A 25,597-nucleotide genomic window follows, 5' to 3' on the forward strand; every position below is an offset into this window, starting at 1 on the left:
GACAATGATTATTCCATTGCCCAATACCACTACGCGTGAAATCTCCAAGAAGTTAGTAGAGGCGCAAGAACATTACACCCTGACTACCGGCCGAGTGCTCACTCTAATCGTGGCGGCCCGTGAGGATGATGACCTTGAAAGCATTCTCGCTTCCGTGCGCGATGCCTCCCACGAGCACCCGTCACGTGTGTTGGTCGTAGTAACGGGAGACCCGCAGGTCGAAACCCACCTTGATGCACAGCTACGCGTGGGCGGCGAAGCAGGTGCCTCCGAGATGGTCATCATGAAGTTGCACGGTGCTTTGGCAAACCAAGACGAAGCAGTAGTCACGCCGCTGCTACTACCTGATACCCCGCTGGTCGCTTGGTGGCCTACTCTGTGCCCACCGGACCCTGCCTCCAGCTCGGTGGGAAAGTTGGCGCAGCGCCGCATAACTAACGTTGCCTTTGACGGACGCGTGACCGGCGAAGATCTTCGCACCTTATCTGCCGGGTACACGCCGGGTGATTCCGATATGTCTTGGGCTGCCATCACCTTGTGGCGCGGTGTCGTTGCCTCCGCCTTGGACCGTCATCCCCACGAGCCGGTGAAGTCGGTAGAGGTAGCAGGTCCGGCCGGCCACCCAGCCCCGGATTTCGCCGCTGGATGGTTGCTCGACCGCTTGGCAGTTCCCGTACATCGCGCAGTGGCCGACTCCGAGGAGGACCACTTCCCAGTGACTCATTTGCGGTTCAATCGGGAGACAACCCACGTAGACGTCGATGTCATTGACGAGCGCACGGTGCGTGTGTGTGTTCCGGGTTCGCCGGAATCCTTGGTGAGCCTCAATAAGCGCTCACAAGCTGAGGTGCTTTCTGAAGAACTGCGCCATTTGGATGCCGATAAAACCTATGCACAAGCGCTCCGTGCACTAGCCCAGGTAGACTACAGTAATCAGTAAACGGCTTTAATCTGAATCTTTGTAAAGGATAGCGATACATAATGGTAACTCTTCACCGCGTGAGCGATGTGGATGACCTTATCTCCCAGGCCGCACTGAAATTCGTGGATACCGTAGCGCGTATCCAAGCATCGGGTGGCGGCCTCCACGACGATGGTGTCGCGCGTGTTGTCCTCACTGGCGGCGGAGCCGGAATTGGCGTTCTCCACGAGTTGGCCCGTTTGGATTTCGCCGCACAGCAGCAAGGTGAAAATTTTCCTGCTCAGCGCATCGATTGGTCGCGTGTTCACGTTTTCTTCGGCGACGAACGCAATGTACCCGTTTCCGACGCAGATTCTAATGAGGGCCAGGCGCGCAATGCGTTGCTCAACCACGTAGATATCCCAAACCAAAATATTCACGGTTTTGATCTGGGCGCGGTGTCTATGGAAGCAGCGGCAAGCGCATATGAACCAGAGTTGAAGGAATTTGCCCCTCATGGTTTCGACCTACACCTACTAGGCATGGGTGAGGAGGGCCATATTAATTCCTTGTTCCCGCATTCCTCCGCTATTCGGGAGCAAGAAGAACTAGCTGTTCCCGTCCACGATTCCCCAAAGCCGCCCAGCGAGCGCATTACCCTCACCCTTCCGGCGGTCAATAAATCCGATCGCATTTGGCTCCTTGTGGCCGGCGAAGCCAAGTCGGAAGCGGCCAAGCACGTGGTAAAGGGCGCTGCGGCCGAGGAATGGCCGGCAGCCGGCGTACACGGTAGGAAGGAAACCGTTCTCTTCCTTGCCGATGACGCTGCTTCCGAGATATAAGCAGGCAATCCGCAGTGTGCGTGCGGGCACATTGCTTTTAGCGCCTGACGCCAATCGAAAAGCGCCGGCACCGCTTCCCCACTTTCAGATCCCCTAGGAAAATTAGTGGTAGGAAGCTAGTGCCGGCGCTTTCGCTATCCTGGCTTTTCGCTTAAGCGAAGGCTTGGATCAGGTTTAGGCCCACAATGCAGGCCAGCCAGATGATAACCATCACCACGGTGTAGCGATCCAAGTTCTTTTCCACGACGGTCGAGCCGGAAAGGTTCGACTGCACGCCACCGCCGAAGAGGCTGGACAGGCCGCCGCCTTTACCTTTGTGCAGCAGCACGAAGATGGACATCAAAATAGCTGCGATGACCAAGATGATTTCCAGTGCCAAGACCATGAGGATAATCCTTATTTCTAACGTGCGCCTTGTGGTTGACTCTTGCCACCCACTAGCGCGGAATCGTACTTTTAGGCTTTGCGTCCAGCAAAGCAGTCACACCGGCCCACTGTACACGATGGCGCGGGCCGGAACCATTCCAACCCGCGCCGAACGCGAACCTGTGACAGGTGATATCTCCTGTTAGTTCAGGGCATTAGCTGCGTTGGCAGCCAACTTGGCAAACTCTTCGCCCACCAGGGAGGCGCCACCGATGAGGCCGCCGTCTACGTCTGGCTTGCTGACGATCTCCGCAACGGAATCAACCTTGACGGAACCGCCGTAGAGAATACGAATGCCTTCCGCTACCTCGTCACCGGCGAGCTCTTTCACGAGCTCGCGGATGGCGGCACAAACCTCTTGTGCGTCGTCTGCGGAGGCTACCTTGCCGGTACCAATGGCCCAGACCGGCTCATAAGCAATGACGGTCTTGGCAAGCTGCTCAGCGCTAAGGCCAGCCAAAGAATTACGGGTCTGGTTAACCACGTAGTCCACGTGAGTACCGGCCTCGCGAACGGCCAGTGGCTCGCCTACGCACACGATGGGGCTAATGTCATTATCCAAGGCTGCGGCGGCCTTTTCTGCGACGAGCTTATCGGTCTCGCCATGATACTGACGGCGCTCCGAGTGTCCCACGACTACCCAGCTGCAGCCGAGCTTGGCTAGCATTTGACCAGATACCTCGCCGGTGAAGGCGCCAGACTCATGCTTAGAGATGTCCTGCGCGCCGTAGGTGATCTGCAACTTGTCGCCTTCTACCAGCGTCTGGATGGTGCGAATATCGGTAAACGGGACCATATAGGCCACGTCGACCTTTTCGTAGTAGTCCTTAGGCAGGGAGAACGCAAACTTTTGAACGGAACCGATAGCCTCGACGTGGTCGAGGTTCATCTTCCAGTTACCTGCGATAAGTGGCGTACGTGCCATGATTTTTCCTCTCTTTTAGCAAGTGACTCAGCAGATTTTAGGCTTCAAGGACGGAGACGCCCGGAAGCTCCTTGCCCTCTAGGTACTCAAGGGAGGCGCCGCCACCGGTGGAGATGTGGCTAAAGCCATCCTCGTCCAGGCCGAGCATGCGCACGGAGGCCGCGGAATCGCCGCCACCGACAACCGAGAAGGAGCCGTTGTTTTCGGTGGCGTCGATAATAGCCTGCGCGACGCCCGCAGTACCCTTGGAGAAGGCCTCCATTTCGAAGACACCCATCGGACCGTTCCAGAAGACGGTCTTGGAAGAAGCAAGCACCTCTGCGAAGTGCTCCACAGACTTTGGCCCGATGTCTAGGGACATCCAGCCCTCTGGGATGCCGTCGAGCTCGACAACCTGGTGTTCCGCATCCGCTGCGAACTTGCTTGCGGCAATGAGATCCACAGGAAGGACCAGCTTGTCACCGAAGCGTTCGAGCAGCTCCTTGCAGTTATCAATCTGGTCTTCTTGCAGGAGGGACTCCTGGACGTTGTAGCCCTTGGCGGCCAGAAGGGTGTAGCACATGCCGCCACCGATAATGACCTCGTCTGCCTTATCTGCTAACGCCTCAATTACGCCGAGCTTATCCGAGACCTTGGCGCCGCCAAGTACTACTACGTATGGGTGCTCCGGCTTCTGGGCCACGGTGGAAAGGACGGAGAGTTCCTTTTCTACGAGCTTGCCTGCGTAAGCCGGCAGGCGCTTTGCGACGTCATACACAGATGCCTGGGCACGGTGGACAACGCCAAAGCCATCGGAGACGAAAGCGCCATTATCGGCTGCCAAAGCAACGAGCTCATCAGCAAATGCGCCGCGCTCCGCTTCATCCTTGGAGGTCTCGCGAGGGTCGAAGCGGACATTTTCCACCAACATGACATCGCCATCGTTGAGCCCGTTCGCACGCTCATGAGCGTCCTCGCCGGTGACATCGCCGGCCAAGGCAACGTACTGGCCAAGAGCCTCGGACAGAGCTTCAGCGACTGGGGCCAAGGAGTACTTAGCGTTTACCTCTCCCTTGGGGCGGCCAAGGTGCGCGGACAGAATGACCTTAGCGCCGCCTTCCACCAAAGCCTTGATGGTGGGAAGAGAAGCGTTAATGCGACCCGGGTCAGTAATGTTTCCTTCTTCATCAAGGGGAACATTGAAATCAGAACGAACAAGGACGTGACGAGATTCGACGCCTTCCTTGAGAAGATCATCCAGAGTCTGGAAAGCCATTATTTTCTCCTTCTTAAATTCGGATTGTTCACAAGGCTGTAGATATAAGAATACCGACCGCGACACAATGCCGTTTAGGCTTGCATCGGGGCCGGACTCTCATTATTAAAGCTCTAAGTTTAGAGCTTGTCTGCCACCAGGCTAGTCATACGTACAAGCTGGGAGGTGTATCCCCACTCATTGTCGTACCAGCCCAGAACCTTAACAAGGTTGCCGTTGGAGACCTTGGTCATGCCGGAGTCAAAAATGCAGCCGTGCGGGGAGGTTACGATATCGGTGGAAACCAGCGGGTCCTCGGTATAAGCGAGGGTGTCCTTGAGCTCGCCTTCAGCAGCTTCCTTCAGGGCGGCGTTAATCTCTTCAACGGTTACGTCGCGGGAAGCGGTAAACGTCAGGTCGGTAGCGGAGCCGGTGATAACTGGAACACGCATGGCGTAGCCATCCAGCTTGCCTTCCAGCTCAGGCAGTACCAGGGAGACAGCCTTAGCTGCGCCGGTGGAGGTAGGCACCATATTTACAGCAGCGGCGCGGGCGCGGCGCGGATCCTTGTGCGGTGCGTCTTGGATGCGCTGGTCGCCGGTGTAGGCGTGGACGGTGGTCATCAAGCCCTTTTCGATGCCGAACTTGTCATTGAGGACCTTTGCCATCGGCGCCAGGCAGTTGGTGGTGCAGGATGCTGCGGAAATAACATTGTGGTTTGCCGGATCGTAGGTGTCAGAGTTAACGCCATAGACGAAGGTTGCGTCTACTTCCTTGCCCGGAGCAGAGATGATGACCTTCTTAGCACCAGCCTCGAGGTGAGCCTTGGCGTCATCGCCATTGGTGAAACGGCCGGTGGACTCGATCACGAGGTCTACGTCGTATTCGCCCCACTTGAGCTGCTTCGGGTCCTTCTCCGCGGTAACCACGATGCGGTTACCGTTAACGGTAATGGATTCATCATCATGGGTAATCTCGCCATCGAAGCGGCCCAGTACGGAGTCGTACTTGAGCAGGTTAGCCAGCGTACCGTTATCGGTCAGGTCGTTTACTGCAACAACTTCGAGGTTGTTGTCGCCCTGAGCGACTGCACGGAAAAAGTTGCGGCCGATACGGCCAAAGCCATTGATACCTACGCGGATAGTCACTGTATTTCTCCTCAAAGAGTCGAGTAAATGTGCGTATGGGTATGTGCGCGGGCCCTTCGATATATTCGGTGCTTGAGAAGCGCCCGAGCGTTTTCCCTTACAATGCCGATACTACCGAGCGTTTTTTAACAGTGCAGTGCGCTAGCAGCCTTGAGAACTATCGGATGACAGATTATCCAAAAGAGCGTACACTTTGCCGATCCTTTTTATTTCTCCGCCATAAACCCGCTGGATACGCCCGAACGCGTGGGTTTATGTGGCCTTGACGCTGTTAACGTGAAATATATCACTGTATAGCTTCCAGGGTTACGCCCGCCTCTGTCCGGTCGGACATTTCCGAGCCTCAGTCCTGATGGCAACCAAGTCGACCGAATTGTTTTCGCCTCGACCATCACACGATATGCTTTCAATACTCACTGGCTCACATTCGCGTTTCAGTCCACTACATCTGTTCCAGCGCAATCGTTGGTCACCGTGAGAATGCTTCAGGTGCTCGTTATTCTTCAACGGGCAGGACCACCGTAGAACCCAAGGACGTCTCTTGTTCGAAATTAATACCTCTGCTGTGGGTGACAGCCTCGGGCTTACCGCCCTGGTGGCGATTCTCCCTCTCATCGCATTCTTTATCATGCTGCTCGGCGTCAAAGCGCGCGCACACACTTCTGGCGCCGTCGCCCTCGCAGTATCCCTTCTTATCGCCATCGTCGGCTTTTCTATGCCGGTAGATATGGCCTTGTCCTCCGCCGTGCGCGGCGGCCTTTTCGGACTACTTCCCATTGTCTGGGTAATCATTACCGCAATCTGGTTTTATGAAATCACCGTCGCTTCAGGACGCTTCGAGGACCTTCGTAAAACCTTCGACCTTCTAGGCGATGGCGATATTCGCATCCAAGCAATTCTTATCGCCTTTTGCTTTGGCGGCTTGCTAGAGGCCCTCGCCGGCTTCGGCGCACCCGTAGCCATTACCGCGACCATGATTATGGCACTCGGTGTAAAGCCCCTACGCGCAGCAATCGTAGTGCTCATTGCTAATACGGCACCGGTTGCTTTCGGCGCGGTGGGCATCCCAGTGACCACCGCTGGCGAGGTCGCTGGACGCAGCGCTGAACAAACCCATGATATTGCCGCACTTATCTCTTTGCAGGTGCTCATCATCGCCGCCGTCGTGCCTTTCCTGATCGCCTTCATTTTGGACGGTGTCCGCGGCGTCAAGGAAACTGCGCCGGCAGCCGCAGTGATTGGCGTTTCCTTTGCCTTGGCACAGTGGCTGGCCGCAACGTTCTTTGCTTACCAGCTCACCAATGTTATCGCCTGCATCGTTTCCCTGGGCTGTGCCTTTGCCTTCCTCCGAGTGTGGAAGCCTAAGGGTGTTAAGGAGCTGCGCGAGCGCCTCGAGCTGCCCGCCGCTGAGTCGACCACCGACCTGAATGGTCGCCGCATTTGGATGGCACTACTTCCCTACGCTGTAGTAACTATTGTCTTTGCTGTTGCTACTGCGGCCCCAGCCATCTTTGGTTTCCTCAAGCTCCACTTTGCCTGGCCTTTGCTGGATGACGCGATTGTCGACGCCGACGGCAACCTCATGGACACCAGCTTCAGCTTCAACGTCTTTGGTAACCCAGGTACGCTCCTTCTACTCTCGGGCATTATCGTTGCGGTTGTCTACCACTTCTTTAATGAAAATGGCCGCTACAGTCTCAGCTTCGGGCAGCCGGTCAGCGCTTTTGGGGACGTCGCCAGCCGCATGAAGTTCTCGGCCCTCACCATCATTCTGGTGCTGGCATTGGCTTATACGATGAACTACTCCGGCCAAACGATTGCTATTGGTGAGTTCGTCTCTTCTGCAGGCGGCATCTTCGCACTCTTCGCTCCGGTACTGGGCTGGATTGGTACCGCGGTCACCGGCTCCGATACCTCCGCCAATGCCCTCTTCGCCAACCTGCAGGTAGCAGCGGCCGAGCGTATCAGCGTGAACCCGGACCTCATGCTGGCCGCCAATACCGCAGGCGGCGTTGTGGGCAAGATGATCTCCCCGCAGTCCCTCGCTATTGCGGCCACCGCTGTAAAAATGGAAGGCAAGGAGTCTGTCATCCTGAAAAACGTAGTGGGCTACTCCGTGGTCTTCTTGGCCGTTGTGTGCATCATCGTATTCTTGATGACCAACGCCCTAGGATTCCTCGTTCCCTAGGCATCTAGTTCTCCCTGGCTAGCTGGTTTCCCCACCAGCTAGCTATCACAGAGAAAACTCCCCACAGTGACGGCTACCGCTCAGGTATCCGCGCTGCGGGGAGTTGTGTATGTGCCGGTGATTGCGGCGTTTAGGACTCTTTGAAGAGGTCGTCGGTGATCGCTTGGTTAGTATCGGGGATATCAAGCTCTTCCGCTCGCTTATCGGCCATAGAAAGCAAGCGGCGAATACGCCCGGCTACCGCATCTTTAGTCATGGGAGGCTCAGCCAAGCGGCCCAATTCTTCCAGCGAGGCCTCACGGTGCTGCACGCGCAGGCGTCCTGCATCAGCAAGGTGCTCGGGGACGTCATCACCAAGGATCTCCATCGCTCGGTCAACGCGGGCCGCCGCGGTGACTGCAGCACGAGCCGAGCGACGGAGATTTGCATCATCGAAATTGTCCAAGCGCCGGGACGTATCGTGCGCCTCTCGCTTGACGCGCTTCTTTTCCCAGCTTAATCGCGTTTCTTGCGCGCCCATACGGGTCAACAGTGCCCCAATGGCATCGCCATCGCGGACAACGACGCGGTCTTCCCCGCGGGTCTCCTTAGTTTTGGCAGAAATGCCCAAGCGGCGGGCGCAACCCACTAGGGCCAATGCCGCCTCCTGGCACGGGCACGTAACTTCAAGCGCAGAAGAACGACCCGGCTCCGTGAGGCTGCCATGGGCTAGGAAGGCTCCGCGCCACGCTGCTTCGCTATCAGCGACGGTGCCGGAAATAACCTGCGGAGGAAGCCCCACTACCGCATGGCCGGAGCGGGTAATAAGGCCGAGACGGCGCGTAAGTTCCTTCGCCCCGGTGGAAATGCGCACCGTAACTCGGGATTTCTTCGTGGTTCCTGCTGGGCCCGCTACGTGACTATCAGCGGAAATCCCATAAAGCTCATCGAGTGCAGCGATCACGCGCCGCGCAATAGCGTGGCTTTCTAATTCCAACTCATAGGCCATGTTGTCGCCGGAAATATCTAGCTCGCCGGCGAATCGCAGCATCGCGGCTAGTTCGGCAGCGCGAGCGGACTGGCGTGGCACAACGACAGCCGTCAATTCTTCTTTGACCTGGTCGGTCAATGGTGTGGTCACCTAGTTCGCCCCATTTCTTTTCTCACAGTCACAAGATATACGCACAGGCCAGGGCCACTATGCAAGGCCCGGTGCGGTGAAAGGATTTCTGCCATCATACCGCGCGCGCTCAGGCACCGCGCAGTCGGCCGAACCCGAACGACGCGAGCGATGGGACTTTGCCGAGATGTATCAGCTCCGGTTGGGATCGCCAGTGTTGCGATAGTCCGAATACAGGTCGAGGAGTGCCGCAGACAGCTTCTCCGGATCGTGTTTATTGATGCTCCGACCATTGTCATCAACTTCGCTCACATCCGCGAACGTGGCACGGGCACCAAGGGACTGGGCGGCGCGCTGGATATACACGCGCTCACTATCAGTAGGCAAAGCCGCCCCGTCCACCAGAATGCGATCAATGCGCAAATCCGGGGCGTGCTGAGAAAGCACATGCAAATGGCGCTCTGCGGAAAAACCATGCGTTTCGCCCGGCTCGGCGGAAAGGTTTAAAACAACTACGCGCAGCGCATCAGACGCAGAAATGGCTTCCACGACCTCAGGCACGAGAGTATGTGGCAATACCGAACTAAACCAAGAACCCGGGCCAATAGTAATTAGGTCCGCGCGCTCAATGGCATCGAGGACATCCGGATTTGCTTTGGGGTTTTCCGGCACGATACTCACACGCCGGACTTGCCCCGGTGTGGAGGCAACCGCGACCTGCCCCCGGACTTGGCGCATGACACGGGGGTCGTCGTCAAGCCCGGCTACTTCCGCCTCAATCTCTAAGGCTTGGTTGACCACAGGGAATACCCGGCCCTGGGAATTAGTAAGCTCTGCGATGGTATCTAACGCGGCCTGGTAATCACCGAGCACCTCGGTCAACCCTGCAATCATTAGATTGCCCACCGCATGCCCCGCCATTGCACCGGTGCCTCTAAAACGGTGCTGCAAGGTACGCGCCCAGAGGTCACCCACCGGATCACTATTAGCCAACGCAGCTAGCGCCATGCGCAGATCTCCAGGCGGGATTATTTCTAGCTCGCGGCGCAATCGGCCGGAGGAGCCACCATCATCTGCAACAGTAACAATGGCGGAAATGTCGCCTGCTCCGCTCAATCGGGCGGACAAAAGAGTCTGATAAAGTCCATGGCCGCCTCCTAGGCAGACCATGTGTGAAGGATTGGTCATAAAAGCGTTAAAACTCCTGCGCTCTAGCCTCGAGCAATATCCCTGTGCAAGGTGCTGACGTCCAAAGTGTCATTGTCCCGCAACCGTGCCGCAATAGCCTCTGCTACGGCAACGGAGCGGTGATGGCCACCCGTACAGCCCACGCCTAAAGTTATGAAATTCTTCCCTTCGTGCCGGTAACCATCCAGCATGGTGGAAAACATCCTTATGAAATTATCCACGAATTCCTGTGCCGCTGGCTGTGAGAGCACATACTGAGCAACCGGCTCATCCGTGCCACGGTATCTACGCAGCTCCGGTACCCAATAGGGATTGGGTAGGAAACGCACATCAACCACCAAATCTGCATCGCGGGGTGAACCATTTTTAAACCCAAAGGATTCAACGGTCACATGCTGCTTTTCATTTTGCATCTCACCAAACGCCGCCTCAATAGCACGGCGGAGATCATGAATGGATAGGTTGGTGGTGTCAATGATGATGTTCGCATGAGCTCGCACGTCTGCTACTGCTTGACGTTCGCGTTGGATGCCTACTTTGAGTGTGTCGCCCTCTTGCAACGGGTGGGTGCGGCGTACTGAATCAAAACGACGAATGAGCACGTCATCACGAGCATCCAAAAAGAGCACGGTGGGCTTCATATTTAATTCCGTGAGCTCTTCCATAATCTCTAGCAGAGACCCTGGAAACATGCGCGAGCGCACATCCGTTACGGCTGCGACCTTGCCCACTGGGGTTTCTTCCTGGTTACACAGTTTGAGCAGATCCACAATGGCGCGAGGCGGAATATTATGGGCCACGTAGTAGCCCTTATCCTCAAATACTTTGGCAGCGGAACTCAACCCGCCGCCGGACATGCCGGTTATCAAAATGGGTGGAGTTTCGAAATGCGTCATGCCCCTCAGTCTAGCGCTTCAAGATTCGCCGTCTCTAGGAGTATGCCCCTTATTTACCCGTAGAATCGTGCAAATTCTCGTACACGGTCTGGGCTAGCTTTGGCCCAAAGCCATCTACCTCACAGATCTCTTCCACCGTGGCGGCCTTGAGCTTTTTCACCGAGCCAAAATGTTTCACCAAGTCGGTGCGCCGCTGCGGACCTAAGCCCGGAACGGAGTCGAGTACTGAAGAGCGCATTCGCTTAGAGCGCTGTTGCCGGTGATAAGAGATGGCAAAACGGTGCGCTTCATCGCGAATTTGCTGCAGGAGAAAAAGAGCTTGCGAGTTTCGCGGTAAAATGACCGGTTCATCATCGCCGGGAACCCAAATTTCCTCGAGGCGCTTGGCCAGGCCCACCAAGGTCACATCCACAATGCCTAACTCATCGAATACCTCTTGAGCTGCGGCAACCTGGGGTGCGCCGCCATCCACGATGAAAAGCTGCGGTGGATACGCAAAGCGACGGCCTGCCTCGGCAAACTCTTCCGCCACTTTTTCTTCCGCGAAGGAGGACTCTTCTACTTCCTCATCCGGATGCGCCAACTTATCTTGTTTGTGGCGCTTAAACCGACGGCGAGTGACTTCTGCGATAGATCCGACGTCATCAGAGCGGCCATCGCCCGCTGCCTCTTTAATGCGGTAGCGCCTATAGTCCGACTTTTTGGGCAAGCCATCTTCAAAAACCACCAAAGAAGCAACCACATCTGTGCCCTGAATATGGGAGATATCGGTACATTCGATGCGCAATGGGGCTTGCTCCATGCCCAAAGCCTCTTGAATATCTTGCAAAGCCGCCGACCGGGCGGTGAGGTCTCCCACCCGCTTGAGCTTGTGCTGGCGCAACTGCTCCTTGGCGTTTTTCTCCACCGTGGCCATGAGCTGTTTTTTATCGCCGCGCTGGGGAACGCGCAGGTCCACCTGGGCACCGCGCAGTTCCTCTAAAAGGGCGACGACCTGATCAGGTTCATCCGGCAGGGCCTGCACCAAAATTTGGCGTGGGATGACTTGGACACGGCGGGACTTCATGTGCGATTCCTGGTCCACCCCGCGCCGTTTTACGTCCGCAGCAAGCGCGGCGTCCTCGCGCGCCTCCTGCTTCTCGCGCTCCACTGCATCCGAATAAAACTGGATGAGGAAATTTTGTACCAATGCCGGCAGCGCGGGATCAGGCTGGCCTTCTTCCAAGGGCTCAGAGCTAGCTTGGTCACCGGCGCGTTCTACTACCCACCCGCGCTGCCCGCGAATGCGTCCGTCACGCACATGGAAGATCTGCACCGCTGCTTCGAGTTCATCCGAGCTAAAAGCAATGAGATCGGCATCTGTACCGTCAGTGAAAACCACGGCCTGTTGCTCCATGATCTTGTCAATAGCGCCCAAGTCATCGCGCAGGCGTGCGGCGCGTTCGAACTCTAGATTCTCGGCGGCCTGCTCCATGTCATGGGTGAGTTTGCGGCGGACTGCACCGGTGTTTCCATTCATGAATGAAACGAGTTCATTGACGGTATCCCGGTGTTCTTCCTTGCTTACCCGGCCGATGCAGGGGGCATCGCATTTGCCGATATAGCCCAATAGACACGGCCGCCCAAGGCGCTCGTGCCTGTTATAAACGCCCTTGGAACAGGTGCGCATGGGAAAGACGCGGGTGAGCAGGTCTAGGCTTTCGCGCACGGCCCAAGCATGGGAATACGGGCCGAAGTAGCGTACGCCCTTGCGGCGAGGGCCGCGGTAGAAAAAGGCGCGAGGAACTGTTTCTCCGACCGAAACCGCGAGCATAGGATAGGTTTTATCGTCGCGGTACATGACGTTGAAGTGGGGATCAAAGCGCTTAATCCACGTGTACTCCAACTGCAAGGCTTCCACCTCACTGGCCACTACCGTCCATTCCACGGAATTGGCCGTGAGCACCATTTGGCGTGTGCGCGGGTGCAGCTGAGTGATGTCCTGAAAATAGTTCGATAGTCTTGCGCGCAGATTCTTGGCTTTGCCCACGTAGATTACGCGGCGGTTTTCATCGCGGAACTTATAGACGCCCGGGTCAGTGGGAATGGTTCCCGGAGCCGGGCGGTAGGTAGTGGGGTCAGCCAATTGTTAATCCTGTGGCATGTACTTAGCTTCCACGTCGCGGAAGCGGCGAACGTTGTCGATGACGGTGTCTTTGTCACCAGACTGCAAAGCCCAGACGGGAACGAACTCGAACTCGGGAAGCTCAAGACGCGCCATACGTTGGCCCACGGGGAAGGACAGCCCATAGACCACCTGCCAGGGATAAAAGCGGGTACCCACAATATTGCGGACCTCTACCCCATCCTCATTGGCGCGCAGGCGCGGCCGGTTAAGGGCAACCCAAGACAAAATGGAAATAAGGAGGCCCACGCCGGGAAAGGCGAATTTATCAATGGTGGTGACATGCGCGCCGGTAAAAGACACATCCAAGGTGATTCCCATGAAGATATGGATAGCCATAACGAGGATCACCCAGCCGATTGCCACCTTACGCAAAAAGGGCGAGGTCGCCTTAAACTCCCACGGCTTAGACGTTGTCTGGGCAAAGGGATCGGCACTGGTATAGGCCAATACTTCGGCGTCGCTAAGCTGCCGGCTTCGCTGCGGATTCTTTGGGGCCTGCGCCTCGTTCATGTGCATACTCCTCTGGAACACCCCACAGTCCATCGTGGTGATCTAGCGTGGGGCGCTGACGCATTGCTAAAAGTTACTTCTCTGCTGCGTTTAGTCTACGCAACTGCAGGGCGGTATCTAAAGCCGCCATCATTGCCTCGGCGCCCTTGTTTTCTGCCGAGTCTGCAAAGCCGGCGCGATCAATGGCCTGCTGCTGGTCATTGACGGTAAGGACGCCGTTCGCTACCGGGGTGGATTCATCGAGCGCGATGCGGGTAAGCGCCTGGGTAACCGAGTCACAGACGTAGTCAAAATGCGGCGTTCCCCCACGGATAACGCAGCCCAATGCCACCACCGCATCGTATGTGCGGGCGGCCGCCTGGACAACAACGCCAAGTTCCAAGGCGCCAACTACGCGGTACTCGGCAACCTCGGCGCCATTTTCCGTAGCGGTCTCTACCGCTTGGGCGTGGAGCTGATCGCAGATCTCCGCGTTCCATGTCGCAGTCACCACGGCAACGCGCAGTCCACTGCCATCTACCTGGGCAATTTCGGGTAGGCCTTCTTTACTCATTTCTTTCCTTTCGCGTGATCTCCACAAAGCTACTAAAGATCTACTTATGCGCCTCATCCCACTGGGCAACCTGCGGAAGATCGTGGCCCATGCGGTCGCGCTTCGTACGGAGATATTCAATATTATCCGCATGCGCCGGGATTGCTAGCGGGGTGTGATGACTTGCATCCACACCAAAACCGCTCAGGCCTTCGCCCTTATGTGGGTTATTAGTCAGCAGGTTCGCGGACTCTATGCCAAGATCACGCAGGATCTGGCCGGCTACGGAATACTCGCGTGCGTCTTCGGGCAGGCCCTGTTCTAGGTTGGCATCGACGGTGTCCATGCCGGAATCCTGCAGCCGGTACGCCTCCAGCTTATGCAAAAGACCAATGCCACGGCCTTCCTGACCGCGCAAGTAGATAACCACGCCGCTGCCTTCCTGACTGATACGGCGCATGGACTCATGCAGTTGCGGACCGCAATCGCAGCGCCGCGAGCCAAAGGCATCACCGGTCAGGCATTCCGAATGGACTCGCACCATGACCTCACGCGCGCCGCGCAGTTGGGCGGGATCGCCTGCCACCAACGCGACATGCTCCTGTCCATCTATTTCATGGCGGTAGCCAATGGCGGTGAAATGACCATACTCGGTGGGAAGCTGGGTGCTTACCTGGCGAATGACCTGGTTCTCATTATGGCGGCGCCACTCGATGAGCTGTGCAATAGAGATCATGGACAGGCCGTGCTTATCTGCGAAGCGGCGCAGCTCTGGCGATCGTGCCATGTCCGTGGGGTCATCCTCAGAGACGATCTCACACAGCACACCGGCCGGGCGCAGGCCCGCCAATCGGGCAAGGTCAATGGAAGCCTCCGTATGGCCATCCCGCTCTAGAACACCACCAGGGCGCGCGCACAACGGCACCACGTGACCCGGGCGGGTGAATTCGTCCGGCGTGGTATCAGGGTTTGCTAGCCGGCGAATAGTCTCTGCCCGCGAGGTCGCAGAAATACCGGTACTACCCGTAGCTGCGTCCACCGTCACTGTATAAGCGGTGCCGCGCACATCCTCGTTGACCGCCAACATCGGCGGTAGATTCAGGCGATTACAATCTTCTGGCAACAATGGTGCGCAGATATATCCAGAAGAGTAGCGCACCATAAAGGCCACCAGTTCCGGGGTGGCTAGCTCAGCGGCGAAAATCAGGTCGCCTTCATTTTCGCGATCCTCGTCATCGATAACAACTACCGGCTTACCAGCGGCGATATCCGCTATGGCCTGCTCAATGGAATCAAGACGGATACAATTATCACTCGCGCTCATAAGGTAGCAGTCTAGTCCTTGCCCTCAGGGGTTAGCGCTTCGGGGTGAAGCATCTTTTCTACGTACTTGGCCAGCACATCCACCTCGAGGTTGACTTCTCCTCCAACTGGCAATGCACCGTGAATAGTGTCCCGCAAAGTGGTGGGGATAAGGGATACTTCGAACCAGTCCGGCCCCACGGCGCTAACAGTCAGCGAGGTGCCGCTAACGGCAATTGAGCCTTTTTCTACGACGTACCGGGCAAGCTCGGCGGGCAAGCTAAACCGGAGGATATCCCAGTTCTCGGAGGTAGTCCGGCTCTGCAGCGTCGCGGTGCCATCCACGTGTCCTTGCATGATGTGACCGCCTAGCCGGGTGGTAGGCAGCAATGCCGGTTCCACATTGACCGAATCGCCCTCAGCTAGGCGGCCCAAAGCTGTCCGGTCGAGGGACTCCTGCATCACATCTGCGCAAAATATATCTCCAGATAGATCCGCCACGGTGAGGCATACGCCGTTGATAGCAATGGAATCCCCCAGTGCCGCCTCCGCGACGGTGCGCGGGGCGCGAATGCTCAAGCGCAAGGCGTCCGCGTGCGGTTCCATACCGGCTACGGTGCCCAACTCTTGTACTAGCCCAGTAAACACATCCAGCCTTTCTCGATATCTGCTAATCCGAGCGCCTAGCGCACATATTCAATTAGAACGTCATCACCCAGCGCCTTCATTCCCACGCGCTGGAATCGGGTGGCCCCCGCCAGAGTCTGGGTCACGGGATGGGCGAGCACGCCACGGCCTTCCCCCAGCAACAGGGGCGCAATATAGGCAGAGATAGCATCGACCAAGTCGGCCTTGAGGAAGCTACTGGCGAGTCCGGCGCCGCCTTCTACAAGGACGTCGCGTGCCCCGCTGGCGTAGAGCTCGTATAACGCTTCCTCGATGCTGTCGTAGTGCTCATATCCCAACTCGCGTAGGTTGCTTGCCGCATCGCCTGCCGATTCCAAATCTCGCTTGCCAATTACCACCCGGCGTGGCTGGTGTTCCCGCAAACTGCCGTCGCTAAACCGCGCGGTAAGTGACGGGTTATCAGCAAGCGCAGTGCCGGTGCCGACGATGATGGCGTCGCGGTGAGCCCTATCTGCATGCACCCAATCGCGCGCCCCTTCGCCCGTAATCCACTGGCTTGACCCATCCGCTGCGGCAGTAAAGCCATCCAGCGTCTGGGCGAACTTTAAGGTTACGTGCGGCCTGCGTGCTTTCATGGCAAAGAGCCAAGGCACGAGCGCATCATCGGCGTGCGGGGGCTTTTCCAGCTTGGCGACGTCCACCCCAGCCTCCGCCAACACACGCGCTCCACCGGCGGCCTGCGGAGTGGGGTCTGCATGAAGGTAGTACACGCGAGCCACGCCGGCATCGATAAGCGCCTGTGCGCACGGACCCGTGCGACCGGTATGCGCACACGGCTCCAAGGTGACCACGGCGGTGGCTCCTCGCGCCCTATCGCCAGCCTCGCGCAACGCCATGACCTCGGCATGCGCGCCTCCCACGGGCTGCGTAGCACCGACGCCCACGATGTCACCGGCAGTGGACACGATGACCGCGCCCACCGGCGGGTTGGGGCTCGTGGTTCCACGCACCTCAGCTCCCGCGGCCATTGCCCGAGACAGCGCTGCGGAAAGGGTACTCTCCTCTAGCTCCGCGCCCACTAGGCACCAGCCGCCAATTCACGCAGCTGATGTACGATCCCGGCGGGATCTTCTGCCTTGAATACGGCCGAGCCAGCTACAAAAGCATCGCACCCAGCCGCGGCGGCTTGGGCGATGGTGTCTGGCGAAATTCCGCCATCAATCTCGATGACGGTGTCGAGCCCCTGCTCATCAATGCTTTGGCGCAGCACCCGGACCTTTTCCAGCATCTCTGGCATGAATTTCTGCCCGCCAAAACCAGGCTCCACGGACATCACGAGCACCTCATCAAAGTGATGCAATTTATCCAGCCACGGTTCGATAGCTGTACCCGGCTTAATGGAAAAGGCAGCACGCACCCCTAGTTCTCGAATGCTCTGCGCCACATCCACCGCCGCCTGCTCATCGGCGACAGCCTCCACGTGGAAGATAATGGTATGCGCACCCGCCTTGGCATAGGTCTCCACCCATTGCTCGGGTTCCTCGATCATGAGGTGGACATCCAATGGTTTATTGGTAAGCCGATGGACCGTTGCCGTGATATCCGGGCCGAAGGACAGGTTGGGCACGAAGTGCCCGTCCATAATGTCCACATGGACCCAGTCTGCGGTTTCAATCGCCGCTAATTCCTCGCCCAAGCGAGAAAAATCAGCGGCCAAGATGGAAGGAGAAATAATCGGTGCGGACATGCCCACTAGTCTATCGCGATTAGTCAGCCGCGCGGCGCAGAGCCGCAAAGAACATGGCATCGGTACCGTGCCGATGTGGCCACATTTGCACGGACTTTTCATGCCCTACATCGCCCATATCAGGAATGAGCCTCTGCGCGTCTAGCTCTGTGGCACCGAGCTCGCGTACGGCGCGGTCGACGATGCCACGAGTCTCGCGCAAGTCTGGCGAACACGTGGAATAAATGACCACTCCGCCTGGGCGCACCAGGTTTAAGGCCGAGGATAAAAGCTCAAATTGCAGCTGAGTAAGCTCGGCAATGTCGGACTCAGACTTGCGCCACCGCGCCTCGGGGCGGCGACGGAGTGCGCCGAGTCCGGAACACGGGGCATCGACAAGCACTCGGTCAAACCCCTGACCCACGCCCGGATTGCGTCCATCTGCCACATGAACGTCCACAGGTAAATCACTTACCGTTTTTTCAATCAGAGCCGCACGGTGCGGGGATACCTCCACCGCGTCCACGTGCGCGGAGTCGATGCGGGCAAGCGCACCCATTAAGGCCGCTTTACCGCCGGGACCGGCGCAGAGATCCAGCCACCGACCAGTGTCTTCGCCCTCCACCGGCGCTTCACATACCGCGCGGGCGATAAGCTGCGAGCCTTCATCTTGGACTGCAGCCAAACCCTGACGTACCGGCTCCAATTGGCCGGGATCGCCGGACTCCATATACACGGCGTAGGGGGAAAAGCGCCCTTCCTCATTGCCGGTCACAAGTGCTAATTCTTCGGCCGAGATTTCCCCGGGACGGGCCACCAGATGCACCGCAGGCCTATCGGAGTCCGCAGCCAGGGCGGCCTCTAGCTCGCCCAGCCCCAGCACACGACTAAACGATTCCGCGATCCAGGTGGGATGGGCATGTTTGAAGGCAATGCCGGCGATTTCTCCCTCCGGGGCAAGCTTGTCCAGCCACGCCTTGGCCGACGTGCGGGTAATGGTGCGCATAATGCCATTGGCAAAACCCTTGGCCTTGACCTCACCGCTGGCTTCCACCAAGCGCACGGTGGTATCAACCGCCGCATGGGCCTCCACGCGGGTATAGAGAACCTGATACGCGCCCAAGCGCAAGGCATCAACCACAGCTGGAGAAATGGCTTCGAGGCTGCGCGAGGAGCATTCTGCGATGACGGCATCTACTACGCCGAGGGTGCGGAGGGTGCCGTAGGTGATCTCGGTGGCAAAGGCGGCGTCTCGCCCGGTGAGCTTTTGCTTACGCAGTGCTGTGGGCAAGATGAGGTTGGCAAAGGCATCGTCATCGCTCACCCGACGCACGACGTCGAAAGCCACCGCACGCGGCGCGTCCACACCAGCGGTCAGTGCAGCCTGAATCAGACTGCCTTCCTGGCGCTTGCCGGAACGCTGACCAGAAGCATGAGCCTGTCGACCTCTGCGGTGGCCGTTACGTCCACCATGTTGCTGCTGGTGCGGGCGGCCACCACGGCCTTTCGCTCCACCGGATTTCCGGGGGTCCTGCGGCTTGCCTTCCGGCGACTTATCACCAGATTTACTACGGGAACGGAAACCACCACTCATTGGAACTTCACCTCGGCATCCTTGCCTAGTCCGCGGGCCCAGTCGGCCGCATTCATCATTTTCTTGCCTGGTGGCTGGATTTTACCCAGCTGGACCGGCTGCGTTGCGGTACCAACAAAAACGGCGTTCTTTGCAATGTAGAGCTGCCCAGGCTCTAAGTGCTCCGGTACCGCGGCTGCTGCCTCCACGGGGCTTACTGGTCCCACTTTTACCCGGGCCTCGTCCCACATGGTCCATGCGCCAGGACCTGGGGTGTGCGCACGAATATGCCGGTCGATGGCAAAGGCAGGCTGGGACCACTCCACGCGAGCTTGTGCGGTAGAGATTTTCGGGGCATAGGTGGCCTCGCCCTGCTGCGGTTGTGCCTCCAACTGACCCGCCGCTAGGCCATCCATGGTGGCGACGAGCAGATCGCCGCCGGAATAGGCAAGGCGAGTGAGCAGGTCATCGGCAGTATCGGTGGTGCGGATTTCCTCCGTCACGGTGCCCAGCACCGGACCGGTATCTAGGCCTTCTTCAATGCGGAACGTAGATGCGCCGGTAATCTCATCACCGGCAGCTATGGCAGCTTGTACCGGTGCCGCGCCACGCCATGCCGGGAGCAGGGAAAAATGCAGGTTCACCCAACCATGCTGCGGCAGCTCCAGCAGGTCCTTGGTGACCAGATTGCCATAAGCCACCACCGGAATTGCCTCGGGTTCGAGCTCCCGCAGGCGGGCACGCAGGGCCTGCCCGTCCTCCGTGTCTGGACGCAAGCTGCTAGGAGTTAGCACTTCGATGCCATGTTCTTGGGCTACTGCTTTCACCGGGCTGGGGTGAAGGCTACGGCCGCGGCCCTTCCTAGCATCTGGGCGGGTAATTACCGCCACCACCTCATGCGAGGAGGCAATTAGCTTTTCCAAGGCCACAACAGCGGGCTCAGGGGTACCGGCAAAAATAATCCGCATGCGGGAAACTCTCCTATTAATCTCGTTCAAACTACTAGGCTACAACGCCGTAGCGCTGCCGCCACAGTAAGCGGGCTATGAGGCGTTAAACCACTCGGATTCACGGATGGCGCGCATAACGTCTTTTCGGTCCACGGCATCGAGGCGCTGCAGGAAAAGCACTCCATCGAGATGGTCTGTTTCATGCTGGATGCACCGAGCCATCAGCCCCGCAGCCACCATGGATAAGGGGCGGCCCTCTATATCCTGACCGCTGACAAAGACGCGGTTGAAGCGGGTGGTTTGCGCGCTAATGCCGGGAATAGAAAGACATCCTTCCGGGCCTATTTGCTGCTGCGCGCCCAACGGCGTCCAGACGGGATTAACAATCGCGCCACGCAAGCCAGATTGGGTATGCGAGCAGTCATAGACAAAAATCCGTTTGAGTATGCCCACTTGATTGGCCGCCAGCCCTACTCCCCCAGCTTCGTCCATGGTCTCGAGCATACCGTTGGCCAAAATGCGCAGTCCGCGATCGAACGTGCTTACTTCTTCTGCGCGACTGCCCAGGACAGGGTCGCCGTAGATACGGATTCCGCGAAGAGACATGGCAATCACACCTTTCTGATGCGCCGAAATAAAGCCGGCCTGACAATGGAGGGTTTCCCCGTCGAGACTAGCGCATAAGCCCTAGCCACCCGATACGGCTAACCCACGTGGATAGGATCAACCACGATACGCAGTGGCAAGTCATCCTTGCGCGCGCTACGCGCCGCGTTTGCACTGCGCAAGGCGCGCCCTAATTGGGAACGAGGCCCCAGTGGGGTGCGGATCACCAGCCGCTGCGCGGGACCAAAGCGCTGGCTATCGTAGTCGCCGGGCAGGCTATGGCCCGGGGGAAGAGGAACTGGGCCCAAAACCTCCGCATGCTCAGGAAGATCCACATGCTCAGCAAAGCCATCCAGGGACGCATCCGCACCGTCAATGGCGGCAAAGTGCACCGCAGGTGGGAATCGTACTTCTCGCCGGGCAGCAAGCTCGGCTGCGGCCGCGCCAACCATATCCCAGCGCAAGAAATGCTGAACCACGTTAAGAGACTCATCGGCAGCCACAATTACCCGGCCGCCCTTGAAATGCGGCTGCACTAGCGTGGCCGCCTGCGCCCACTTCGATAACGTGTCTTCAGTAGCACGCAGATCTTGGCGGTTGAGCAATGCACCAGCGTCCAAGAGCAGCGCCGCACCGTAGGCGCCATCTCGTACATTCGGTTCGGCGCCAGGGGTGGCGATGACTAGGGCCGGCGCATTATCCACTGCCTCGAGGATCTTATTTCCGCCAGAGACCACTACCCGGGTATTAGGAAAGGCACGGCCCAATTCCTCCGCGGTGCGCTCTGAGCCTAAAACGATGGCGCGCAGGCGCGGGGATCCGCATTCACTGCAGCGATGGCGCGCCTCGATGCGACCGCACCAGCGGCAGGTGGGCATTCCTGTCTCCTCCGCGCCGCCCTTGCTTGGCGACGCCCCCGTCGGCGGCAGCCCCAATGGCCCGTTGCAGTGCCGGCAGCGCGCCGGCGCGCGGCATCGGCCGCAGGCCAAAATTGGTGCGTATCCCTTGCGCGGTACTTGCACCAATACCGGCTCTCCCCTATCCAGCGCCTGATGGGCGGCTTGGAAGGCCTGTGCCTGAACTGAAGTGGTGCCGCCTTCTAAATCGCGAGCAATCGATAGACCGAATGGGCCTACCGCCTCAATGGCTGGGCAACGCGCCCCGATCGTTTGTTCTTTGGCGACCACATCGTGCGCCCAGCCTGACTCCACGAGGAGCTGCGTTTCCGCAGTCCGCGAATGGTTTGCCAAGACCATGCTGCAACCTTCAAAAGCAGAACGGGTGGTTAGCACTTCCCTGGCATGGACATAAGGTTTGAGGTTATCTACCAAATTATCGTTGCCATCATCGAGGATAACCGCCAGCTGTAGATGTTTTACTGGGGCGAAGGCGGCGGACCTAGTACCAATTACGACGCGCGCCTGGCCTACCAGGGCTGATAGGTAGCGGCGGTAGCGGGCCTGCGGGCCCATACTAGTAGTCAGCACTGTAATCTGCTTCGCCCCTAATACCTGGCGAAGGGCGGCTTCTACCGCATCAACGCTCTTCTGGTCCGGGGCAACTAAGAGCACCCCGCCTCCGTCTAACGCCACCTTGGCCGCGAGCGCAGCTAAGGCATGCGCCCAATCATCGCCCGGGGCGATTTGCCATGCGGCACGGGCGAGCTTGCCAGACAGGATTGAATCAACGAAAGCCTCACCATGCTCATAAGCAGACCACCCCGAAAGGTCAGGCTCGCTCGTGGTACCGAGCTCCTCCCACGGGGTTTCCAAATCGGATTCCTCCGCCTTTGCGTGCCTAGGTGGAATAGCAGAGCGGATAATATCTGAGCGCACTCCGCCATAGCGGTCCGCTAGGGCGTCGATAAGCCGGGCAAGCTGCGGCGGATACACCTGGAACGGTGAGATGATGCGCTCGATAAAGCGCAGGTTACCGCCAAATTCAGAATCATGCAGCCGCTCTAGCACTATCGCATCAACCAAGCGTCCATTAAAGCGGATGCGGACCTTAATGCCCGGCTGAACGTCCTCCGAATCTGCCTCTTCTACAAGGTAATCAAAACCCCGGTCAAGGTGCGCGACCCCTAAAAGAGGCAACACCCGCACAACCGGTTTCCGGGTGGCGGGTGTTTTCTTAGGCATAAGCCCCGATTCTACAGACCGGCGGCCGCGCGCAGTGCTTCTACTCGGTTCAACTGTTCCCATGGCAGCTCAACATCGGTACGGCCAAAGTGACCATAAGCCGCAGTCTGGGCATAAATGGGCCGTAGCAGGTCGAGTTCGCGGATAATCGCGGCTGGACGCAGGTCGAATACCTGATTTACCGCAGCCTGAATATTCGCATCGCTCAGGCCTTCCTTAGCAGTGCCGAACGTCTCCACGTACAAGCCCACCGGCTTAGCACGACCAATTGCATAGGCAACCTGAACTTCGGCGCGATCCGCCAAACCAGCGGCGACGATATTCTTAGCCACCCAGCGCATTGCATAAGCAGCGGAGCGGTCTACCTTGCTGGGGTCCTTACCGGAGAAGGCGCCACCGCCGTGACGAGCCATACCACCGTAGGTATCGACGATGATCTTCCGGCCGGTAAGACCGGCATCACCCATGGGTCCACCGAGAATGAAAGACCCTGAAGGGTTGACCAACAACGTCGTGTCTTCGGTGTAGTACTTCTCCAAGCCCGCGTCCTTAATGACCCATTCAAGGACCTCGCTGCGCAATGGGCCCTCCAGCCAAGCGCTATCAACCTCAGTATCGTGCTGAGTAGAAATCACCACGGTATCTAGGTGGGAAGGCTCATTGTCATCGGTATAGGCGAAGGTCACCTGGGTCTTGCCATCCGGACGCAGGTGATCCACGATGCCCTCCTTGCGCACCTGCGTCAGGCGGCGAGAAAGCCGGTGTGCCAAGGCGATAGGCAGGGGCATATACTCGGCGGTCTCATTGGAGGCATAGCCGAACATCAAGCCCTGATCACCTGCACCAGCGGTGTCATTTTCCTCGTCATAGCCCTCGTCATGGGCGCGGGCTTCGGTGGAGTTATCTACGCCGGCGCCGATCTCCTGGGACTGCTCACCGATGGCAATATTGACACCGCAGGTATTGCCATCAAATCCCACCTCAGAGGAGGTAAAGCCAATGGACTTTAGGGTATCGCGCACGAGCGCCGGGATTTCTACATATGCCTCGGTGCGTACCTCTCCCACCACGTGAACCTGACCGGTGGTAACCAACGTCTCAACGGCGACGCGGGATACGGGATCCTTTTCCAGCAGGGCATCGAGGATGGCGTCCGAGATGGCGTCACAAATCTTATCGGGATGGCCTTCCGTAACGGACTCGCTGGTAAAAAGACGAGCTGCCACTGCAGCGTTATCAGTCACAAAAACTTCCTTCGTTCTCACTGTTGATTCGATGCTGTGGGTTTTCTACGCCCAAGCCTAATACCTCGCAATCCTAGACCAAGCGGTCTATAAATGCAATTTTAGCTGTCTACACCCGAAACATTTCATTCACAGCCGCCAAAATCTGTGCGGCGACTACTTGTTTCGAGCCATGTTCCACCCGTTGCGGCGCGGAATCTGGCCGCAAAATCCATCCCTCATTCGACTTTTGGCCAAAGGTCTTGGCCCTACCGACCTCATTGGCCATAAGCACATCGCAGCCTTTGCGAACAAACTTTTCTTGGGCATATTCCAAGGCAGACTTGTGGGCGTCACCCGTTTCGGCGGCAAACCCCACAATCACACACTCCGCCGGAATCTCCGAGCGCTCTCGTGCGGCCACAAGCCCTTTGAGGACATCCGGGTTTTCTACCAAATGTAGGGCCGAGAGTGCGTCGTCTGCTTGCCCCTTCTTCATCTTTGACTCAGCTGCCTCCGCGGGGCGGAAATCAGAAACTGCGGCAGCCATAATGATCACGTCCGCATCACGGGCCTCTTCGTGCATCGCTTCCTCCAGTTCCCGGGTGGAAACAATGTGGCGCACCTTCGTACCGCTGGGGACAGGCAGCTGCGCAGTATTCCCAGCCACAAGGGTGACCTGAGCCCCCTTCTGGGCGGCCCATTCCGCGAGCGCGAATCCCTGCCTACCAGAAGATCGATTACCCAAGTACCGCACTGGGTCCAGTTCTTCCTGGGTGCCTCCCGCTGATATGACTACCCTTTTGTCTTGCCAGGTATGTTCAACCCGGTAACCAGCCAATTCGGTGCGCACTACCTCAGCAATCTGCTCCGGCTCCGGAAGGCGACCAGGACCTGAGTCCTTGCCGGTCAAACGGCCATGGGCGGGCTCAATAACCGTAATACCGCGCCGCCGCAAAGTAGCGACGTTGTCTTGCGTGGCGGGATTGTGCCACATCTCTGTATGCATGGCCGGAGCAATGATGACCGGGCACGTCGCCACCAACACGGTCGCCGTAAGTAGATCATCAGCCCGACCGGCGGCCAGTCGCGCGATTAGATCCGCAGTTGCGGGCGCAATTACCACAGCATCCGCCCGCTGCCCGATGTTAACGTGCTGCACCTCATCCACAGCCTCAAAAACGCTGGTGGAAACCGGGTGGCCGGACAGGGCTTCAAACGTTGCAGCGCCAACAAAGTTTAGTGCGCTTTCCGTAGGGACAACGCGCACATCATCGCCCGCCTCCTTGAGATTGCGCACAAGGTGGCACGCTTTGTAGGCGGCGATGCCGCCAGCAACGCCTACAACAATATTGCGAGAGCTATCTTTTTCAATCACACCGCATGATGGTAC

Annotated in this window: 23 protein-coding genes; 3 read left to right on the top strand and 20 right to left on the bottom strand. The window is 58.1% G+C overall.

Annotation, left to right across the window (positions count from 1 at the left end):
- The first annotated feature begins 4 nt into the window (after positions 1–4).
- Together MHK05_RS00085 and pgl are read left to right on the top strand one after the other, a co-directional pair.
- The gene (locus tag MHK05_RS00085; protein ID WP_239204014.1) at positions 5–940 is read left to right on the top strand and encodes a glucose-6-phosphate dehydrogenase assembly protein OpcA; all 936 of its coding nucleotides are present in this window, start codon (positions 5–7) and stop codon (positions 938–940) included.
- Between the two features lie 41 nt (positions 941–981).
- Complete coding sequence (gene pgl, locus MHK05_RS00090; RefSeq protein ID WP_239204016.1) at positions 982–1,743, top strand: 6-phosphogluconolactonase; 762 nt, start codon at positions 982–984, stop codon at positions 1,741–1,743.
- 151 nt (positions 1,744–1,894) lie between these two features.
- Here the strand turns inward: pgl and secG are convergent, their stop codons facing one another.
- From secG to gap, 4 genes are all read right to left on the bottom strand, one after another.
- Positions 1,895–2,128 carry a preprotein translocase subunit SecG gene (gene secG / locus MHK05_RS00095; protein WP_005324856.1) on the bottom strand — a complete coding sequence of 78 codons (234 nt, stop codon included), beginning with the start codon at positions 2,126–2,128 and terminating at the stop codon, positions 1,895–1,897.
- A 183-nt stretch (positions 2,129–2,311) separates the two neighbouring features.
- Entirely contained in the window at positions 2,312–3,094 is a 783-nt protein-coding gene (gene tpiA / locus MHK05_RS00100; protein WP_023021498.1) for a triose-phosphate isomerase, read from the bottom strand.
- A gap of 37 nt (positions 3,095–3,131) precedes the next feature.
- A complete protein-coding gene (locus tag MHK05_RS00105) occupies positions 3,132–4,349 on the bottom strand; it encodes a phosphoglycerate kinase (RefSeq protein ID WP_239204018.1) in 1,218 nt (405 codons plus the stop codon).
- A gap of 119 nt (positions 4,350–4,468) precedes the next feature.
- Positions 4,469–5,476, bottom strand: coding sequence for a type I glyceraldehyde-3-phosphate dehydrogenase (gene gap / locus MHK05_RS00110; protein ID WP_239204020.1), 1,008 nt, complete (start codon positions 5,474–5,476; stop codon positions 4,469–4,471).
- A gap of 541 nt (positions 5,477–6,017) precedes the next feature.
- On the opposite strand from gap, the gene MHK05_RS00115 reads away from it, so the two are divergent.
- Complete coding sequence (locus tag MHK05_RS00115) at positions 6,018–7,664, top strand: L-lactate permease (protein ID WP_239204022.1); 1,647 nt, start codon at positions 6,018–6,020, stop codon at positions 7,662–7,664.
- Between the two features lie 130 nt (positions 7,665–7,794).
- Here the strand turns inward: MHK05_RS00115 and whiA are convergent, their stop codons facing one another.
- The 16 genes from whiA to coaBC all read right to left on the bottom strand — a co-directional run bounded on the left by whiA (position 7,795) and on the right by coaBC (position 25,582).
- A complete protein-coding gene (whiA, locus tag MHK05_RS00120; protein ID WP_023021494.1) occupies positions 7,795–8,784 on the bottom strand; it encodes a DNA-binding protein WhiA in 990 nt (329 codons plus the stop codon).
- Positions 8,785–8,955: 171 nt separating this feature from the next.
- The gene (locus MHK05_RS00125) at positions 8,956–9,951 is read right to left on the bottom strand and encodes a gluconeogenesis factor YvcK family protein (protein WP_239204024.1); all 996 of its coding nucleotides are present in this window, start codon (positions 9,949–9,951) and stop codon (positions 8,956–8,958) included.
- Positions 9,952–9,974: 23 nt separating this feature from the next.
- A complete protein-coding gene (rapZ, locus tag MHK05_RS00130; protein ID WP_239204540.1) occupies positions 9,975–10,856 on the bottom strand; it encodes an RNase adapter RapZ in 882 nt (293 codons plus the stop codon).
- Between the two features lie 40 nt (positions 10,857–10,896).
- On the bottom strand, positions 10,897–12,972 hold the full coding sequence (uvrC, locus tag MHK05_RS00135; protein ID WP_239204026.1) for an excinuclease ABC subunit UvrC: 2,076 nt from the start codon (positions 12,970–12,972) through the stop codon (positions 10,897–10,899).
- A gap of 3 nt (positions 12,973–12,975) precedes the next feature.
- Entirely contained in the window at positions 12,976–13,524 is a 549-nt protein-coding gene (locus MHK05_RS00140) for a PH domain-containing protein (protein ID WP_023021490.1), read from the bottom strand.
- Positions 13,525–13,597: 73 nt separating this feature from the next.
- Complete coding sequence (ribH, locus tag MHK05_RS00145; protein ID WP_086587628.1) at positions 13,598–14,077, bottom strand: 6,7-dimethyl-8-ribityllumazine synthase; 480 nt, start codon at positions 14,075–14,077, stop codon at positions 13,598–13,600.
- A 40-nt stretch (positions 14,078–14,117) separates the two neighbouring features.
- The gene (locus MHK05_RS00150; protein WP_239204028.1) at positions 14,118–15,380 is read right to left on the bottom strand and encodes a bifunctional 3,4-dihydroxy-2-butanone-4-phosphate synthase/GTP cyclohydrolase II; all 1,263 of its coding nucleotides are present in this window, start codon (positions 15,378–15,380) and stop codon (positions 14,118–14,120) included.
- Positions 15,381–15,391: 11 nt separating this feature from the next.
- A complete protein-coding gene (locus MHK05_RS00155) occupies positions 15,392–16,006 on the bottom strand; it encodes a riboflavin synthase (protein WP_239204030.1) in 615 nt (204 codons plus the stop codon).
- 35 nt (positions 16,007–16,041) lie between these two features.
- Complete coding sequence (gene ribD / locus MHK05_RS00160) at positions 16,042–17,064, bottom strand: bifunctional diaminohydroxyphosphoribosylaminopyrimidine deaminase/5-amino-6-(5-phosphoribosylamino)uracil reductase RibD (RefSeq protein WP_239204032.1); 1,023 nt, start codon at positions 17,062–17,064, stop codon at positions 16,042–16,044.
- The gene (gene rpe, locus MHK05_RS00165) at positions 17,064–17,732 is read right to left on the bottom strand and encodes a ribulose-phosphate 3-epimerase (RefSeq protein ID WP_034655367.1); all 669 of its coding nucleotides are present in this window, start codon (positions 17,730–17,732) and stop codon (positions 17,064–17,066) included. The genes ribD and rpe overlap by 1 nt, the downstream gene beginning before the upstream one ends.
- 19 nt (positions 17,733–17,751) lie before the next feature.
- Positions 17,752–19,305, bottom strand: coding sequence for an RsmB/NOP family class I SAM-dependent RNA methyltransferase (locus MHK05_RS00170; protein WP_239204034.1), 1,554 nt, complete (start codon positions 19,303–19,305; stop codon positions 17,752–17,754).
- Complete coding sequence (gene fmt, locus MHK05_RS00175) at positions 19,302–20,252, bottom strand: methionyl-tRNA formyltransferase (protein ID WP_023021483.1); 951 nt, start codon at positions 20,250–20,252, stop codon at positions 19,302–19,304. Before fmt ends, MHK05_RS00170 begins: the two co-directional genes overlap by 4 nt.
- Before the next feature lie 75 nt (positions 20,253–20,327).
- Positions 20,328–20,840, bottom strand: a complete 513-nt coding sequence (gene def, locus MHK05_RS00180; RefSeq protein ID WP_023021482.1) for a peptide deformylase — start codon at positions 20,838–20,840, stop codon at positions 20,328–20,330.
- Positions 20,841–20,938: 98 nt separating this feature from the next.
- Entirely contained in the window at positions 20,939–22,981 is a 2,043-nt protein-coding gene (locus MHK05_RS00185; protein WP_239204036.1) for a primosomal protein N', read from the bottom strand.
- A gap of 11 nt (positions 22,982–22,992) precedes the next feature.
- The gene (gene metK, locus MHK05_RS00190; protein WP_239204038.1) at positions 22,993–24,225 is read right to left on the bottom strand and encodes a methionine adenosyltransferase; all 1,233 of its coding nucleotides are present in this window, start codon (positions 24,223–24,225) and stop codon (positions 22,993–22,995) included.
- Between the two features lie 109 nt (positions 24,226–24,334).
- Positions 24,335–25,582, bottom strand: coding sequence for a bifunctional phosphopantothenoylcysteine decarboxylase/phosphopantothenate--cysteine ligase CoaBC (gene coaBC, locus MHK05_RS00195; protein ID WP_200287469.1), 1,248 nt, complete (start codon positions 25,580–25,582; stop codon positions 24,335–24,337).
- Between the last annotated feature and the right edge of the window lie 15 nt (positions 25,583–25,597).

The organism is Corynebacterium nasorum (assembly GCF_022347325.1).
Lineage (GTDB): Bacteria > Actinomycetota > Actinomycetes > Mycobacteriales > Mycobacteriaceae > Corynebacterium > Corynebacterium kefirresidentii.